Source organism: Paenibacillus sp. JT22N1 (assembly GCF_059692155.1).
Genome location: NZ_JCAUAW010000001.1, coordinates 124200 through 141654, shown reverse-complemented (window position 1 = coordinate 141654; position 17455 = coordinate 124200). Strand labels below are relative to the sequence as shown.

Here is a 17455-nt window from a genome sequence, read left to right as displayed (position 1 = left end):
ATAGAGAGTTTGTCCTCTTTAACTTAGCTGGAAAGGAAGCGATAAGGACATGTATGTCTTTTGGGCAAATATTATCGTGTATTTCTGTATTGCATTCGGGGTCGTATTTGGAGGCAGCATGTTAAGTGGAATAGCAGCCGTGCTCACGCTTCAATCACCGACGGAAAAAATGCTGACCATTTCAGAAAACATTAAAATCTGGGCCATGGTAGCTGCTGTTGGCGGCACGATTGATCCGATACGCTATATTGAAAGCCATGTAGCTATAGGGCATTTGAATCCCGCTATTAAGCAAATCGTTCTGATTATTGTTGCTTTTATAGGAGCGCAGATGGGCACTTCACTTATTCAAATGATCTGCAAAGGGGGCAATCAGCCTTGAGGATCCCTCCTTTTGCCCGATATCAACGTCTGCTTTCGAGCTTAGGACTGATGCTTTCGGGAGCGATCATTGGGAGCGCGGTCTATATGAGCATTCATCAGTATAACTACACACAGCTATATGTAGAGATGCATAAATATTTGCAAGAAAATCGTGATTTGCGTGCCGATATTGAAAACTTAAATAAGACAAAAAATAAGCAATCCTTAATTAATGTCGTCAACGTACATTTAGTTCCGAAAAATCAGGAAGAACTCATTAGTGAAGATATTCAGAAAGAAATTGAGAGCGATATTAAAAGCGAGCTCAAGCTCGTGATCGGTCAAAAAGCTACTTACGTAAAAGATGCTCAGCCTCTCTATGAGAAATTGATCACCCAAAAGACTTACATTCTGCATGATAAAAAATATATCGTTGAAGTGAAATCGATCGTGTTAATTCAGACTGAATTGACTGTATGGATTACAGCTCAGGAAAAACGAACATGAGGACTTGGCAAGATTTAAGCGAGATGTGATTGCAATCTTCTCCTAAAATCGCTAAAGTTAACAGTAAACTTGCTTAAAGGACGGATTAACCACATGTTCGCGATTCAAATCACTTTATTCTCTCTTATTTGCCTGTTGCTTGCCTTATCCGTGTATTTCAGCTTTCGGGCGCGCCGTGAAAAGGAACCCGCCAAACGGGGTCTCTACTCGGCCCGTATGAATATTTGCATGGGTTTGATGCTCGTTCTGATTGCCATCACCCAAATCTTCTTTTTTAGTGAATCTAGCTTTCGCCGTATCTTCGGCACCGTGCTAGTCTTGCTAGGTCTGTTCAACTTATTCGCCGGCATTCGCAATCACGGGCACTTCGATCGCATGCTGCGTTAAATGACTTGAGCGGTTAGCATTGCTTTGGAAACCAAAGTCCCAGCATGATAAATTTCTACATCAATTTTGCCAAACTTACGACTCACCTCAATGATGGTGGGTCGTATTTCTATTTTGGAGTCAATTTGCAGCGGTTTTAAGAAATAGGTCGACATATTGTCCATGACGAGATCCCCCTTCTTATGTTCCTGCACGATGCGATAGGCTGCTTGGGTCATCAGTGTTGTAAGAACACCTTCCGATACCGTCCCCAAATGATTCGTCATCTGTGGGGTGATAACGCCATGAAACTGCAGTGTCCCCTTCTCATCCCTGACTTCTTCCAGCCCAGACCAGATTAAATCCTCGAACGTTTCACCATTCTGCGGCTGCTTCTGAATATACTGCATGGCTTTCAGCACATCGCTGCGATTAAGCACGCCAAGTATTTTGCGGTTTGTATCCACGACTGGCAGCAGTTCAATGCCTTCCCACACCATCATGTGGGCCGCTGATGCTACCGAAGTTTGAGGCGTTACAGTAAGCGGACTGCGCGTCATCAGTTTATCTACCGTTTGTAAAGAATTAGCCCCCACCATATCCTTCGAGGTCACAACACCGATAATTCGGTTCCACTCGTCAACGACAGGAAAACGGCTGTACCCTGTATCCTCCGACATTCGCTGCCAGTCCTTCAGTGTACTATTAGCCTTAAGGGCATATAGGGAAGCACCTGATGCCAGGATGTCCTCGACAAGCATAATCTTCTTCTTGATCAATCGATCGTATATGGCTCTATTAATCATTGAAGCAACTGTAAATGTATCGTAGCTGCTCGAAATAATGGGTAGCTCCAGTTCATCTGCAAGGACTTTCACCTCTGTACTGGTGTTAAATCCCCCCGTAATGAGCACACCTGCGCCTTGTTCCAAAGCACAGATATGGGCACGGTTGCGGTTACCAACGATAAGAAGGCTGCCTGCCTCAATGTAGCGCATCATGGCATCTTGTTCCATCGCGCCGATAACAAACTTGTGCAGCGTCTTGTGGAGTCCCCGTGAGCCGCCGAGCACTTGCCCATCGACCATGTTCACGACTTCAGCAAATGTGAGCTTATCAATGTTCTGCCGCAGTTTTTTCTCGACTCTTACGGTTCCGATTCGCTCTTTGGTCGAGACGAGACCCTGATTCTCGGCCTCTTTAATAGCTCGGTAAGCCGTTCCTTCACTGACTTCCATGTTCTTGGCAATTTTGCGAACGGAGATCCGGCTACCCAGCTTCAAACTTTCAATGTAGCGCAAAATTTGTTCATGTTTCGTTAACGTATCCACGGATTGTGTATCCAACTGTTACACCTCATTCGCTTGTTCCTGTATTACTCTGTACTACTAGTATAATCGTTCCAAAGCGCAAGAACAATGAAATCAGCTTTTTCTAAATAAAAAATCCAACCCTATTGGATTGGATACTTTATTTGTATTATAACAAACATACGTTCGTTGTCAAAATGGAAATCTTTCTTCGTTACTTGCGAAACTGCAGAAGTTTCCGGCGACCTTGAACAAGCTGCTCCAACTGCCATTTCTTCATCCGATTGATGCGGCTCAGCTCTTTGCGTTTCTCTTCATCCACACCAAGTATTTGATGCAAATGAGAGGCTGTCACAAGTAGGGCCATCACGACCCAGATGACGCTGAACACCATAGGCAGCGACCCTACTTCTCGAAACTCCAGTTGGGGAATGGAGTAAAATAGCATGCCTAACGTTAAGCTCATGTAGACAACATTTTTAAAACCTTTCAAAATGATCACTCCTTTCGCTTTAGATAAAAAAGAACCTGTCTCATCCTATTTTCATTGTATGAGACAAGTTCTTTTTATATGTTCAAAGCGAAAGATAAAGGCTTAGAGACTGTCGATTGATTCACAACTGGTATTCATAACTCCATACGATTTTAGCGTCATTCAGCTTTCGTGAGGGCAGATGGGCTATCGTTGTTACCAATGTTGTATTTTTTACAACAATTCACACGCCAATAGGCTATTTTGCAACTTGAAGTTGCATTTCGTACAACATTTTGAGCACTTTTGTTGCGAAATGGTCTATATTGGGCCAAATTGTTGTACATTATGCAACAATGAAGGGAGCAAGGCGAGATTTAGGCATAAATTGTTGCACTTACTACAACATCATTCAACAGCGAATATGAATTCATTCATCCAGCAACCTAAATTCTGCCTATAAGACGTTTGATCTCGATTTAAGACAAATCAATGTAGAGCAAGCGAATGAATCGATGGTCTCGCTTACTCAACCTCGAAACCCTGTGAGCTTAGGAAGGGTTTCATGTGCTCTCGCGGCCGCTGCGCTTTGGCGGCCATATCCTTGGACCAGGTCGTATCGACTTTGCCGCCCGATCGAACCTTCATATAGTCGCGGATGCTCTCGTCGTACACGTCGACCGCTCCTTCGTTATCCGTATACCGATTCTCATGGTATACGGCTTCTCGCGGGAGCCGCGGCCGCTGCAGCGGCTCTTGATCCGGCATGCCGATGCACATGCCGAAGACCGGGTACACCAGCTGCGGCAAGCCCAGCAGCTGAGACACCTCAGCGGGCTTATTGCGCAGCCCGCCAATATACACCACGCCGAGTCCGAGAGATTCGGCGGCAATCGCTGCATTTTGCGCAGCTAATGCAGCATCTACCGTGGCAACGATGAAATTCTCAGCGTTGCCAGTAACCGGGGTGTCCCCGTGACGGTGGACAGCCTGTGCGTAGCGGTGCAAATCCGCGCACCACACAAGGAACAGCGGACACTCGCTGACATACGCTTGATTGCCGGCTAGCGCAGCAAGCTGGTTCTTCAGCCCTTCATCCGTAACGCGGATAACACTATACGCTTGCATATTACTGGATGTAGAAGCCGCTTGAGCGGCTGTCAGAATAGCATCCAGTTGTTCCGAGCTTACTTGCTCATTCGTAAACTTACGAATTGAGCGATGATTTTGCAATAAAGAAATGATTTCGTTCATCCTTCAACAACCTTTCTTCTATATGTAGAATTTATTTAGAAAGTCTCCACCGATATGGTCGACAAACTGTCATGATCTAAGCAACCTCGACATCACTGTACCAGACTGTCATACAATCCGTCTCTGTAATTATCCGATACCCGATTGGAGTTTTCAAACACTCTGAAAGTTATCAGGAATATTTCGTAGCAATCGGGCAACTGTGAAGTTAATAAAAAAAGACCCAACCAACTGGGTCTTTTTTACCTTTATATCGACAAGACTTTTCTCACTTTTCTATATAACAGCGTAAGTACCCACGGTATCGCAACAATCAGCACAAAAACGATCCCATTATACACGTTAAAAAGCAAAATCGAGCCAGGCATATTTACTTTATATTTCCATAGTGATAACAACGCTGGATGCATCAAGTAGACACCAAATGACATCGAGCCTAGCGAGACGAAGAAGCGTGCCACTCTCGTTGATTTTTGGAGAAGCCATTTCGCGATCCAGATAAAGCTTACACCAATGCCAATACTATAGAGCAGCCATAAGATTTCGTACCACGTATTTTCAAACTTATATCCTTTTAGTCCCAATAGGTAAAGCATCACATAGGCCAAACCACTGAGGAATGCAGTTGGCAGCACCCAAACCTTGTTCCGATCCATCCAAGAGCGAAAGGCACCGTAGTTCATGCCAATTGCACCGCCCACAAGGAAATACCCGAAGTACGTTATGCAAAGCTCTGGTTTATGACTAATCGTACCGAACCAGTGGCTGTAAATGTAAACGCCCGCTTGAATGGCTAGTCCCCAAAGTGCCAGCGTACGGCGAAACCATGGCGCATTTCTAACAGCCCACACTAGCAGCGGAAACAGTAGGTAGAACTGTACGATAATTATCATGAAATACAAGTGATAACCGGAATCTGCCCATTTTAACTGTTCCAGAAAAACACCCAGATCCAATTTAATGGGGTGCCCCGGCGTCCAAAGCCAAGGATTATATATATAGTAGAAGAAGGACCAAACGATATAAGGAACTAACACTTGCCGGACACGTTTCCAGTAGAAAACACCAGCCTGTTTCGCGCTCCAATTATCCGTATATATGTAGAATAATACAATGCCACTCAGAAAAATAAACAGCGGAACAGCGAAATAGCTTATTTTGTTCAAAAATAAAATGATTAGCTCTGTGCTGCTCCCCTTCAAAGCCGGATCCACTGTCCAGTCCGCGGTAACATGAATCAGAACGACTGCAAGGATGGAGAAGGCTCTAACGATATCAAGCTCCGTGATTTTTGCTTTTGCCATACGGTTTCAAGTCCTCTTTTCCTAATAAATACCCTTTTACTATAGACAGTTTCGAGATATTTCGCAACAACGAGCCTTGCAAAAAGGTATCCCTACCTTAGTTTGTCTACACAAAAAAGAGTGTAGCCCAGGAGTAGACTTCTAGACTTCTAGACGACTAGATGACTAGACTTCTCTACGAGCATACACTCTTTTTTATTACAACATTGCTTTTAACGGCTCAGCAATTATCCGCTGCACATCTTCCAGCACGATCGACAATCGACGCTCCGCGTCGAATAATTGGTTAATACGTGGATTGAGAGCGAGCTCCTCATATAGTTTCTGCAATTGTTCCATATCCTCTTGCGGCGGCATGTCGCCCCCTGCCATTTTCTGCTGCAGCTCATTTTGACGATTGCGGAAATCTTCCAACATGCTCTTACTGGATGCATCGCCGTTAATGATGGAGCGGAACTCCTTCATATCCTTGTATTCGCTGCTTTCCTTAATTGCTTTTGCCAATTCGTAAGCCTTATCATGTACATTCATTTTATTGCCTCCTCATTTTTCATTTGTTACGGCCTAAGTACTTTCTCAACGAATAAAAGGGCACTTTCGGACAGATGCCTAGGCACCAAGGGAAATATGTCCTCATATGATGGAGTAGTTTACTTTGCTTAAGCAGCAATGCCATTTTTGATGCTGGAAGGAGTGTTCGCTATTGACCCGGACGAAAGTTGGAATATCCATTCAAGGCACCAGCATCTATTTGGATGATCGGACCATTGTTCTAAGTGAAGCCATTGCAAAAAAATGGAAAGTTCCGTCCAATCAAACGATTACTATGCGATTTGGCTCTGCTAAGCAGGATGTCAAAATTGTCACCGCCTCAACGTCGAAAAGTTTACGTGTAAACCCTGCTCTCGCTTCCAAAATCGGTCTTCATCATGGAGCTCAACTCAATCTCCATTATAGGCAAAACGCAAGCACCTTGTCGATCGGACCCTTAATTGGCGTAATGATTAGCAGGGTTTATGATAGCTCAGATGATCGTCCATTCGGTGCTATCACCGCTTTTTGTAAAGAAATGACGGACGCGTGTGATCTTTTTGGGGCTATTGTTTGCTTTTTTCCGCCTGATGAAATGCGTGCCAATGCCCAAACTCTATCCGCGTATTCGTATTCCAATGGTTCCTGGAGCAAAAAAACGTTTCCGATTCCCAATGTCATCTATAATCGTCTTACTTCGCGCAAATACGAAAACATGACCAATGTTCAACAATTCATGAAAGACGTCAAAGCTCGCCATGCCACTGACATCTTTAATGAGAAATATTTGAACAAAACGGAAGTATTTGAGGCCTTGCGCAAAGATATCACCCTCCATGGATATTTACCCGAATCCTATCTCTTTAAAAACTATCAGATGTTGAAATCCATGGCCGCACGTCATCCGGTCTTATTCCTTAAACCGATTACCGGAAGTTTAGGTAAAGGGATCATTCGCATTCGCAAAGAAGCAGGAGATGGCTTTACCTGTCATTTTACGAACCTCGCTGGGGCTCGCAAACAATCTTTCTCCTCGCTAACCGCTGTGTTCCAGGCCTTATCCGGCAAGCTCAAGACACAACGTTATCAATTACAACAAGGACTCGATCTCATTACTTCCGACGGTAACCCTGTTGATTTCCGAGCGCTTGTACAGCGGGGAGCCCAAGGGCAATGGGCAATAACGTCGATTGTTGGCCGAATTGCAGGAACGCAGCATTTTGTCTCTAACCTGGCTCGTGGCGGCAGCCTTACAACCGTGCCTGGAGCACTTGCTAAGTCTTCGTTCTCGTCAGCTACACGTGTCTCAGTCTTGGGACGTTTGCGCAAGGCTTCTCTAGACATCGCCAAAGGGATCGAAACACAAATCCCCAATCATTTTGGAGAGCTAGGAATCGACCTTGCTGTAGATAAAATGGGGAAAGTTTGGTTGCTCGAAGTGAACTCCAAACCGTCCAAGGATGATAATACTCCTCTTAACAATGAACGGAAAATTAGACCGTCTGTGAAACAAATCGTGCAGTATGCGCGTTTTTTAGCGAAGTTCTGAGGTGAAAACATGCGGTTAAGCGCAACTCGTCCCTTGCTAGGGATAATGGTGACGGAACAGAATCGAAAGCTGCCTTTTGCAAGTTCAGATTTTTATGAGCATCTCACTTCTTATGGAGATAACGAGGGTCTCGACGTGTTCGTGTTCTCACCGAATCGTATCGATTGGAAGCAAGAAATGGTGAGAGGTTATACCTATCTGAGTGAAACTCAAGAGTGGGTCATGAAACTTTTCCCTCTGCCTTCACTTATCTATGATCGATGCTTCTTTAGCAGTAAACACAGCTATAGGCAGTACCGTTACCATGTTGGCAAGCTGCGTGCGAAACCCCATATTCGTTTTCTCGGTTATGGTTTAAGCGGAAAGTGGGAAGTGGGTCAGATCCTACAGAAAGACAGCGCTTTGCACCTCTACTTACCTCAAACGAGCATGCTGACAAGTGGCGCCGCGCTGAGAAAATGGCTTCGTACAAGAAGCGACGTTTTCCTCAAACCACAGGGTGGTAGCCAAGGCAGAGGTGCATTGCACATTCACAAAATAAGCACATTGGACGATAACAACTCTTTTCATATAAAAGGGCGCGACGCCCATAATCACCCCATAGAGCGTGATTTTAAAGACTTTGATTCGTGCTGGTTTTGGCTTCGCAACCTGATTGGTATGCGACCCTATCTGATACAAGAATACCTAACTCTCCATTCAACTGAGGGTATGGCATACGATGTGCGCTCCCTCGTGCAAAAAAACGGCCGTGGGTTATGGGAAAGTACTGGTATGGCGGTACGTATTGGCAAACCTGGAAGCATCACCTCCAATCTACATGGCGGAGGAACTGCTGAAGATGTGACCTCGTTCCTTACCAAGGAGTTTGGTAACTCGAAGGCAAATGAGCTTATAGCCACACTCGCCATGCTTTCAAGCCGAATTCCCCCTTTTCTGGAAGCTCATCACGGGCGACTGGCTGAGCTTGGTATTGATCTAGGGATTGATACCTGTGGCCACGTGTGGATTCTTGAAGTGAACTCGAAGCCGGGCAGGACGATATTCGCACGAATGCGTAACGAGAAAGCACGCACGAAATCCATTGCAAACCCTATACATTATGCTGGATTCTTACTCCACAAAAAGCTGAGTTAAGCTTGGCTTTGCTGGTATGTGCCCAAGTAGGCAGATTGTCATATCTGCCTGTTTTGACACGGAAAGCCCCGTAGGGCAACAAGTTTAGGAGGGTAACCTAATGAGTTTGACAACGTGTATGCTCCACGCCGTACAACGAACAGATAGATCGGTCTACTTAACAAGTGAACTCGTCAAAGCTTTACGGTTAACCAGCAATAAATCGATAACTGTAAATGTTGGCAGTAAAAAAGCGACCCTACCGATCCGTCTGATCAAAAAAAGTGGTCAGCATATGTACATTCCGCTTTCCCTGATGGCCTCCTTGCGCATTCCTCGAACAGGGAGTGTGTTCGTAGCCAATAACAATAATAAAGAACTTCGCATCGGCCCAGTCATTGGTATCTTAACCAACGTAGTGAACGGTACATCTCCATTCGGTACAAAAACTGGATTCATTCGCCAAATAATGAGTACAGCCTCAACGAAGTCCTTCGCTTTCGCTTTCAGCCCCAGCAGCGTAAATTGGATTCAAGAAACGGTTACAGGCATTATTCCGAAAGAAGGCGGGGGTTGGATACGCAAAACATTCCCATTGCCTGATGTTGTCTATAATCGGCTGTCCAGCCGTAAAGCGGAGAAATCAGCAGGTATGGAAGGCTTTAAGGACCGTTTTGTTCGAAGGGGGATTCCCCTCTTTAACTGGAGCTTCTTTGATAAATGGGAAGTTTACAAGATGTTAGATGGTGATGATGCTTTCCGCTTCGTCCCAGAATCCCGGATCAATCCTTCTGCGGATCAAATTAAGGAAATGCTTGATAAACACAAATTCATTTACTTGAAACCAACGGCAGGCTCCCTAGGCATCGGTATTTACCGTGTGACTTATAACCCTAAGCGAGGTTACTTCGTTCGCTATCGAAAGGGCGGTAAAAATGTCCTCATCCGTTATGGGAAATTCGACGGTTTGATGCAAATGCTTGGAACTGGGCGTGGTCGCCTAACGAACTACGTGGCACAGCAAGGGATCCGTCTCATTGAAATCGATAGCTGTCCGATAGATTTTCGCTTCCATTTGACGAAAAACGGCAATAACAATTGGGTTGTAGCTGCGATCGGTGCGAAGAAATCTGGTAAGGGCAGCGTTACCACCCATATCCGCAATGGCGGTCAATTGATGACGCCAGAACAGGTACTGCGTCAAATCTACGGCAGTCGTGCGGAGCAAGTGCTTACCAACGCCAAAGAAGCGGCTATTAAGCTCGCTGAGGGCATTGAGAATAACTATGACCATTTACTTGGAGAGCTCGGATTCGATATCGGTATTGATCAAAGCGAGAAAATTTGGATGTTCGAAGCAAATGCCAAACCAGGGAGATCCATTTTCAAGCATCCCTCTTTGAAAGACGGGGACGTTGCTACCTTACAAAATATTTACGAGCACTGCCTCTTTTTGAGTCGCTTCCGCTCTAGGAGGGAAAACTAATGGGCTTCTTCCTTCATGAGATAGGACAAAAGCCTACTCTTGCCATTCTCACCGTTAAAGATAGTAAGCGTGTATTTCGCGGCAATCTGGACAATTTCCGGGATTTAATTCAAACTGGCGAACGACTTGGTGTGGATGTATACATCGTGACTACGAAGGACTTCATCTTATCCAGCCCCGAAATATATGGCTATCGCTTTAATGCCGAAACCAAAAAATGGAGCAGGGAACTCGTTCCCGCTCCACAAGTCGTATACAATCGTATTCCCTATCGCAAGATGGAAATGAAGCCTGAGGTCCAGCAAACCATTCAAGCATGTAATCGCAGCTCCAGCATTCAGTTATTCAATCCTTCCTTCTTCAACAAATGGACCTTGTTCGGATGGTTAAATAGTGCCAAAGAAAGCAAACCCTATATGCCCGATACGCAGCAATTGAACTCGGCAAATGATCTGACTCAGCTATTGCGTAAACATGCCGTGCTCTACTTAAAACCAGTAAAAGGTAAAGCCGGGAAAGGTATTATGCGCATTGATCGATTAACTACTGCAAATGACCGCCTTAATTATCGGCTGAGCCGCCAAGAAAATAAGAAGATGGCTTATAGTTACCACAATTCCACTGATGAACTGTGGAATGAATGGAATAAACACCGTGGTACCCATGACTACATCGTGCAGCAAGGTATCGCTTTAACGAGATACAAAGAGCGTGCTTACGATTTACGCGCTTTGGTCCAGAAGACGTCCAATGGTGTCTGGAGTGTGTCCGGTATTGGAGCTCGTGTAGCGGGTAGAGCTAGCATCACGACACATGTTCCTCGCGGTGGATCAATTGAAGAGCCACGTAAACTACTTACGAATGCGTTTGGTGCCACGAAGGCCAAAAGTATTTTGACGCGAGTTCGCAAAGCCGCTGTTACAATCGCTGCGCAAATTGAGAAGTCATCCGGCAATCAACTTGGTGAAATGTCTATGGATATTGGTGTTGATAACGTAGGACACATCTGGTTCTTCGAAGCTAATTCTAAACCAATGAAATTCGATGAACCCAAAATTCGTCAAAAATCACTTGAACGCATTATCCGTTACAGTCTTTACTTGATTAATCATGGGAGAAGAAGGTGATTATGCTTGTCTTCGAAACGACTGGGCGTACTCGCTATCTATTTAAGTAAATCTCGGCTCGAAGAGCTATCTTACTTTCAGCGGCTAAGTAGGGAGGGCCAGAAACTTGGTGTGCAAGTTGAGGTATTTACCCCGGATGACGTCGAAGGTGACAACGCCGTTCGTACACTAACGTATGATTTCGGTCTGGGTAAATGGATTCGCAATCGGACTTCTTTTCCCCCTATTATTTATGATCGCTGCCGGTATAAAGCGGCGGCAAATTATCAGATGCTCAAAGCATTTCGTAATCGACATGCCCAGCTTACCTATTTAAGTAAACCTTTAGCTAACAAATGGTCGATGCATCAAACCCTTTCAGAGAATGAGAGCATTCGCCCCTATCTACCTGCTACTGTACGATATAGCTCCGTGCAGGAGCTGTTGAAAGTTCTAAAGAAACATAAGCTAATCTATATAAAACCGAAGAATGGCACAGGTGGAAGAGGAATATTACGAATTGAACAGCTCGGTTCTGATCTTTATTTATTACAAGGAAGGAATCAGCAGCGAACCATCATCGCTCCATTCCGCGCGACGGAAAAACAGCTTGCGATCAAACTGCATACCCTGAAATTGAACCCCGATTATGTGGTTCAGCAAGGAATCCAGCTAACATTGAGGGATGGCCGTGTGCATGATTATCGTTTGCTAATTCAGAAAAATGGCCATGGCCAGTGGGAAGTGACCGGTTGTGCGGGCCGTATTGGTCCTCATCGCAGCATCACTTCGAATCTTCACGGCGGTGGGAGTGCAGTAACCCAGGATAAATTGTTAGCCTACCGGTTTTCTTCTGAAGAAAAAATGGATGCAATTAAGAAAGAAATGAACAGCTTCGCGTATAAGCTCGCTGACTATTTGGAAAGTAAATTCGGTAAGTTGTGCGAGTTAGGCATGGATATTGCCGTAGATCCCAAAGGAAATGTTTGGTTGCTTGAAGTCAATCCTAAGCCATCACGAGAAGTATTTCGCAAAATTGGTCAACATTCGATCTATCAGAAGGCGGTTACAAGGCCACTGGAATATGCTGTCTGGATGATGAAACAAAAGAAAATAAAAATTGAAGAACAAAAAACGGACGAAAAAACAACGGAAGAAAAAAAAGCCGAATCATAACGCAATCAATCGGAAGCGTCAGCTATAAGACTAGCCAGCTTCCGGCCTACATATGCTGAAGATGTCCCAAAGTTTGAACAAAAATTTGCTCAATATGGTCATCGTCTAACGAATAAAAGACCGTTTTTCCCACTTTACGTCTTTTGACAATGTGCAAATCCCGCAAGTAGCGAAGCTGATGCGAGACAGCCGACTGTCCCATCACAAGAAGCGTTGCAAGATCATGCACGCATAACTCCCTTTGCTGCAGGTAATAGATCATTTTAACCCTTGTCGGGTCGCCTAAGGCTTTGAATACCTCCGCAATCCCTACCGCTTGCTCCTCCGTTATGTGAGGTTCCTGCATTAGTTCTACCGAACCACCACCTGTACAAGTACATGTGTCCTCACTTTCACTTGCATCTATCCCTATTTTTGCCATGAATATCCCTCCTTCATGCTTGTTTTAGCTATACTTTTAGTTCCGGATGGGCGTTAGTCGAGTTTTCAATTTGAATAGTAGCATGCGTGATTTGAAATCGTTCCTCGATTTGATGAATGGCTTGTTGGAGAACTACCTGACTATCACGATCATCCGCAATGAGCAAATGGCAGCTCAGAGAATCAAGGCCTGAAGTAATCGTCCAAATATGTAAATCGTGAACATTGATAACACCATCAATGCTCTCCAGTACGTGTTTGACATCCCCATAAGAAACAGCGGCGGGAGTTCCCTCCATCAATATATGAATCGTCGATTTCAAAACGGTCCAAGCTCCCTTAAGAATAAGTAGAGACACAATGATACTAATGATTGGATCAGCCACATACCACCCGAAGATCAGCATAGCCCCACCAGCTAAGATAGCTCCCACAGAGCCCAAAGCATCACCTAGAATATGCAGATAAGCGCTGCGCAGGTTGAGATTGCCATGCACATCCCCTTTGCGCATAAGTGCCCAAGCACTAAGTAAATTAGCTATTAAACCGACGCATGCAATGAGCATCATTGAACCACTGGCAACAGTAGGAGGATCCATAAATCGCCCAACGGCTTCCCAGATAATGAGCCCTGCTATCACAAATAGTGTGACTGCGTTGAATAGAGCCGCTAAGATTTCAATTCTATGAAAACCATAAGATTTATGAGCTGAGGATGGCTTCGCCGCGAACCAAAGGGCGGTGAGACTTAATACAAGAGAGCCTGCATCACTTAACATATGACCTGAATCTGAGAGCAGCGCCAAACTATTGGTCCATAAACCACCTACAAACTCTAAAATCATGATGCTCGCTGTTATACATAGCGCAATAAGGAGTCCCTGTTTATTTCCGCTGTGGCCATGGTGGTGATGACCATGATGATGTCCATGGTGAGTGTGATCGTGTCCTTGGTGACCCTCATGACCGCTGCAATTAGAGTGATCTTTGTGTTGATGTGATTGTACTTCAGATTCATGATGCTGCATAGAATTCCCTCCCTGTCTCTCAATCCTTTAGAATGCAATGCTGCCATTTGCTTTATACATGGCATCACTTTATATGAGCATCTGCTCATATATACATAATAGTAAGTTAAACAGGCTGATGTCAATATCGTTTCTTCAAAAAAAAGATCGATTCATTGCTCAATTTCACATGAGCCTGAATCGATCTAACAAATGATAGTCTAATTGCTATGTCCCTGTTGCGACTTTGTTCGCGCCTGCATCTACTACATCCGGGTCAAACGTGATCGTTGCACTAACTAGCGTATTGGTTACCCCGAAATCTCCCGTTATGCCGCCGCCGCCGCCGGCATAGGATTTGGATGCACTTGTAGGAGCAAGTATGCCAGTATCGCCATTCACCAGATTTCCTTCATTCCTAATAACGTTGAGTATTCCTATAAAAGAAGGCATTCTGATCACCCTTTTTCTATCAAAGTTCTACAGTGTATGCCCATCTAGCCATGTTTGCGACAGCCTACCCTAAATTACAAATATTCAAGCAGTTCGGCGAAGCTGCGGATTCGAATATGCGCACCCTCTAGCTCTCCCGACTCACGAAAGCCTGCATAATCGCAAGCGGCTACGGTTAGGTTATTCTGGAGTCCTGCCTCTACGTCGGATGAGCGATCGCCAACCATCCAGGCTGATTGGATATGATGTGTTTCCAGCAATATTTTTACTAAATCTACCTTGGATCTCGTTCGATATTGCCCTGCACTGTACAATCCTTCAAATAAATGCGCCACACCTTTGGCTTCAATCACATGCCGCACATAATCTTCGAGTCCATTGCTTGCGACAAATAAACGAATTCCTTTATTATGTAAAGCTTGTAAGGTTTCAGCCACTCCTGTATAAAGATCGCCGTGCCCCTGCTGCAGTCCCTCCACTTGATACTTGATCAGCAGTTTATCTGCTTCCTGACGAGTTGCAATCTGCTCATTCGGCATTACCCGCTCCCAGATATGCTCAAGAAGCATACCTAGCGCTCCTAAGATTCGTTCTTCCGGTGGAGTCTCACCTACAAATAGACCTTTAGCTCTAAGCTCATCAAACGTCTTATGGTAAGCAGGCAGAAGTAAGGTCTCCGTCTGAAATAATGTTCCGTCCAAGTCAAAAAGCATCGCTTCGGGTAGATTTCTCTGATTACTCATAATCAAGCTCCTTCTATGCTCAAAATAATTGTTATGATCTTAGATAAGAATGGCAAACATACCCATGTAAGTCAATATTCATATTTAGGAAAAAGCCTGTTGCCGATAAGAAAAAATTCAGTTATGATTGAAATGAGAGTAATTCGTTTTGAAAATGATATTTTTATGCAAAATCCTATCATAATTAATCAAAATAGGTACCACATCTTGCAAAAATCCCAATTCGATAACTTATCTATGAAAGTGAGGAAGACGATTATGAATCTTCATATTTTTCAAAATCAACAAGAGCTGAATGAAGCAGGAGCTGGCATTATTACCTCACTTGTCCAAATGCAGCCTAAAGCGGTATTGGGTCTAGCCACTGGTGGAACACCTGTAGGCATTTATGAGGAGCTTGTTAAGGCTTATGATAAAGGACGTGTTAGCTTTAAATCTGTCACTACCTTTAACCTAGATGAATATGTCGGCTTACCGGTAGATCACCCAGAGAGCTATCACGCTTATATGCAGCAGCATTTGTTTGCATATATTGACTTACCTGCTGCTGGGGCCCATATCCCCAACGGAAATTCAGCAGATCTAGATGCGGAATGCGAGCGTTACAACCAACTTTTGGAAGAAGCGAAACAGATCGATTTGCAAATTCTCGGCCTAGGCCATAACGGGCATATTGGTTTTAATGAACCCGACCATTCCTTGATTAGCGGTACACACCGCGTAGAATTAAAAGCGGAGACTCGCGAAGCGAATGCACGTTACTTTAACTCCATCGATGAAGTTCCGACGCATGCCTTAACCATGGGTGTAGGCACCATTTTGAAAGCCAAAACGATCCTGCTGATCGTTCGCGGAGCCGATAAAGCCGAGATCGTACATCGCGCACTTACAGGTCCGATTACAACGGAAATTCCGGCAACCCTTTTGCAAACTCACCCACACCTTGTCGTTCTTCTTGATGCTGAGGCGGGGAGGCTTTTTGAATGAGTGAACTTGTGATTTCGGGGGCTAAGATCGTTACTGAGCAGGGAATCATCGAGCATGGCATCCTTCATGTGAAGGATGGCTTTATTGCTTTTGTTGGCGATATGTCCCAGTGGGACCCTTCAGCTGCAGGCTCTGCCGCTAGATCAGTCGATGCCCATGGAAGCTGGTTGTTACCAGGATTCATCGATGTTCACGTTCATGGTGGTTACGGCGCCGATTTCATGGACGCGAATCCAGAGACACTTGACATTATTACTCGGTTTCATGCCTTGCACGGCACAACCTCTATGCTAGCTACGACGATGACAGCGACTAGAGATGCTATTGATCGGGTACTTGGTGAAGTAGACCGCTATAAGAGCCAAGAGATGCCATACGCTCAGCTGCTTGGCGTACATCTAGAAGGTCCTTTCATCTCACCCAAATGGGCAGGTGCGCAGGATCCGAACCTCATGGTACCGCCTCAGCTCTCATGGATCGAAGACTGGCATGAGCGCTATCCGCAGCTCATGAAGCAGTTAACCCTGGCCCCCGAACGCGAGGGGGGCCTTGAGATGATCGCATGGCTGCGCGATCATGGCATCGTTGCCGCCTGCGGCCACACCGACGCGACCTATGCCGACATCCAGTCGGCGGTTCGCGAAGGGCTTTCGCATGCGGTGCACACCTACAACGCGATGAAGCCGCTGCATCATCGCGAACCCGGAACCGTCGGTGCGATACTCACCGACGAACGCATCAGCGGCGAAGTGATCGCTGATGGGCACCACGTGCACCCAGCAGCGATTCGCCTGCTGGCCATGGTCAAGCAGCCGCATGGCTTGCTGCTGATCACGGACGCCATGTCAGCCGCGGGACTCGGCGACGGGCAGTACGAGCTGGGCGGGCAAGCCGTGACCGTACAGTCGGGCGTAGCCCGGCTGACGGAAGGCGGCGCGCTCGCCGGCAGTACGCTGACGATGATCGAGGCGCTCCGGTTTATGGTGCGCGAGGTCGGTGTCAGCGTCGAAGACGCGAGCCGCTTCGCAAGCGGCAACCCTGCGAGGCTGCTGCGCCTCGAGGTGTCGCACGGCTCGATTGCGCAGGGCAAGCAGGCTGACTTGCTGCTCGTCAGCCCTGAATTAGAGGTCGAACATGTATGGGTTCGCGGCAAAGAAATTACTGCATAAGTTGGCTTGACGCACATATTCGTTGATACTAGCCCCGACTTCGTTTTAATCGCGAAGTCGGGGCTTTTTGCATCTCGCTTGAATCTCTTGTAAATTTGCAGGAAAGTACCAACTTTTGTCGAAAACCCCTAACACC

General features: G+C 45.6%; 19 protein-coding genes. 10 read left to right on the top strand and 9 right to left on the bottom strand.

From position 1 onward, the window contains the following. Positions 1–49: 49 nt before the first annotated feature. The 3 genes from AC58UU_RS00645 (at position 50) to AC58UU_RS00635 (ending at position 1257) form a co-directional block, all read left to right on the top strand. Positions 50–382 (top strand): YtrH family sporulation protein, encoded by a 333-nt coding sequence (locus tag AC58UU_RS00645; RefSeq protein ID WP_307439973.1) that lies wholly within the window; start codon positions 50–52, stop codon positions 380–382. After that, a complete protein-coding gene (locus tag AC58UU_RS00640; protein ID WP_497312057.1) occupies positions 379–870 on the top strand; it encodes a sporulation membrane protein YtrI in 492 nt (163 codons plus the stop codon). Before AC58UU_RS00645 ends, AC58UU_RS00640 begins: the two co-directional genes overlap by 4 nt. Before the next feature lie 93 nt (positions 871–963). Next, on the top strand, positions 964–1257 hold the full coding sequence (locus tag AC58UU_RS00635; protein WP_261302100.1) for a YtpI family protein: 294 nt from the start codon (positions 964–966) through the stop codon (positions 1255–1257). On the opposite strand, the gene AC58UU_RS00630 is transcribed toward AC58UU_RS00635, so the two are convergent. From AC58UU_RS00630 to AC58UU_RS00610, 5 genes are all read right to left on the bottom strand, one after another. Further along, positions 1254–2582 (bottom strand): DRTGG domain-containing protein, encoded by a 1329-nt coding sequence (locus tag AC58UU_RS00630; RefSeq protein ID WP_056834429.1) that lies wholly within the window; start codon positions 2580–2582, stop codon positions 1254–1256. The genes AC58UU_RS00635 and AC58UU_RS00630 overlap by 4 nt on opposite strands. Positions 2583–2760: 178 nt before the next feature. Beyond that, complete coding sequence (locus AC58UU_RS00625) at positions 2761–3048, bottom strand: hypothetical protein (protein WP_497312055.1); 288 nt, start codon at positions 3046–3048, stop codon at positions 2761–2763. 495 nt (positions 3049–3543) lie between these two features. Further along, a complete protein-coding gene (nfsA, locus tag AC58UU_RS00620; RefSeq protein ID WP_497312053.1) occupies positions 3544–4272 on the bottom strand; it encodes an oxygen-insensitive NADPH nitroreductase in 729 nt (242 codons plus the stop codon). A gap of 248 nt (positions 4273–4520) precedes the next feature. Beyond that, the gene (locus tag AC58UU_RS00615) at positions 4521–5576 is read right to left on the bottom strand and encodes an acyltransferase (protein WP_497312051.1); all 1056 of its coding nucleotides are present in this window, start codon (positions 5574–5576) and stop codon (positions 4521–4523) included. Between the two features lie 198 nt (positions 5577–5774). Next, complete coding sequence (locus AC58UU_RS00610; RefSeq protein WP_497312050.1) at positions 5775–6107, bottom strand: YlbF family regulator; 333 nt, start codon at positions 6105–6107, stop codon at positions 5775–5777. 172 nt (positions 6108–6279) lie between these two features. Between AC58UU_RS00610 and AC58UU_RS00605 the strand changes: the two genes are divergently transcribed. The 5 genes from AC58UU_RS00605 to AC58UU_RS00585 all read left to right on the top strand — a co-directional run bounded on the left by AC58UU_RS00605 (position 6280) and on the right by AC58UU_RS00585 (position 12540). Next, positions 6280–7656, top strand: coding sequence for a YheC/YheD family endospore coat-associated protein (locus AC58UU_RS00605; protein ID WP_497312048.1), 1377 nt, complete (start codon positions 6280–6282; stop codon positions 7654–7656). A 9-nt stretch (positions 7657–7665) separates the two neighbouring features. Then, on the top strand, positions 7666–8793 hold the full coding sequence (locus AC58UU_RS00600; RefSeq protein ID WP_497312046.1) for a YheC/YheD family endospore coat-associated protein: 1128 nt from the start codon (positions 7666–7668) through the stop codon (positions 8791–8793). Between the two features lie 100 nt (positions 8794–8893). After that, the gene (locus AC58UU_RS00595) at positions 8894–10258 is read left to right on the top strand and encodes a YheC/YheD family endospore coat-associated protein (RefSeq protein WP_497312044.1); all 1365 of its coding nucleotides are present in this window, start codon (positions 8894–8896) and stop codon (positions 10256–10258) included. Further along, positions 10258–11385: a YheC/YheD family endospore coat-associated protein gene (locus AC58UU_RS00590; RefSeq protein ID WP_497312042.1), complete on the top strand. Its 1128-nt coding sequence runs from the start codon at positions 10258–10260 to the stop codon at positions 11383–11385. Before AC58UU_RS00595 ends, AC58UU_RS00590 begins: the two co-directional genes overlap by 1 nt. A 6-nt stretch (positions 11386–11391) precedes the next feature. Beyond that, positions 11392–12540: a YheC/YheD family endospore coat-associated protein gene (locus AC58UU_RS00585; protein WP_497312040.1), complete on the top strand. Its 1149-nt coding sequence runs from the start codon at positions 11392–11394 to the stop codon at positions 12538–12540. A 46-nt stretch (positions 12541–12586) separates the two neighbouring features. Here AC58UU_RS00585 and AC58UU_RS00580 read toward each other — a convergent pair whose 3' ends face one another. From AC58UU_RS00580 to AC58UU_RS00565, 4 genes are all read right to left on the bottom strand, one after another. Continuing rightward, positions 12587–12961, bottom strand: coding sequence for an ArsR/SmtB family transcription factor (locus tag AC58UU_RS00580; RefSeq protein ID WP_497312038.1), 375 nt, complete (start codon positions 12959–12961; stop codon positions 12587–12589). 28 nt (positions 12962–12989) lie between these two features. Then, positions 12990–13988, bottom strand: coding sequence for a cation diffusion facilitator family transporter (locus AC58UU_RS00575; protein ID WP_497312036.1), 999 nt, complete (start codon positions 13986–13988; stop codon positions 12990–12992). A 207-nt stretch (positions 13989–14195) separates the two neighbouring features. Next, entirely contained in the window at positions 14196–14420 is a 225-nt protein-coding gene (locus AC58UU_RS00570) for a spore germination protein (RefSeq protein ID WP_497312034.1), read from the bottom strand. Positions 14421–14494: 74 nt separating this feature from the next. Continuing rightward, on the bottom strand, positions 14495–15163 hold the full coding sequence (locus tag AC58UU_RS00565; protein ID WP_497312032.1) for an HAD family hydrolase: 669 nt from the start codon (positions 15161–15163) through the stop codon (positions 14495–14497). 258 nt (positions 15164–15421) lie between these two features. Between AC58UU_RS00565 and nagB the strand changes: the two genes are divergently transcribed. Continuing rightward, positions 15422–16150, top strand: coding sequence for a glucosamine-6-phosphate deaminase (nagB, locus tag AC58UU_RS00560; RefSeq protein WP_497312030.1), 729 nt, complete (start codon positions 15422–15424; stop codon positions 16148–16150). Next, a complete protein-coding gene (gene nagA / locus AC58UU_RS00555; RefSeq protein ID WP_497312028.1) occupies positions 16147–17319 on the top strand; it encodes an N-acetylglucosamine-6-phosphate deacetylase in 1173 nt (390 codons plus the stop codon). The genes nagB and nagA overlap by 4 nt, the downstream gene beginning before the upstream one ends. Positions 17320–17455: the final 136 nt, after the last annotated feature.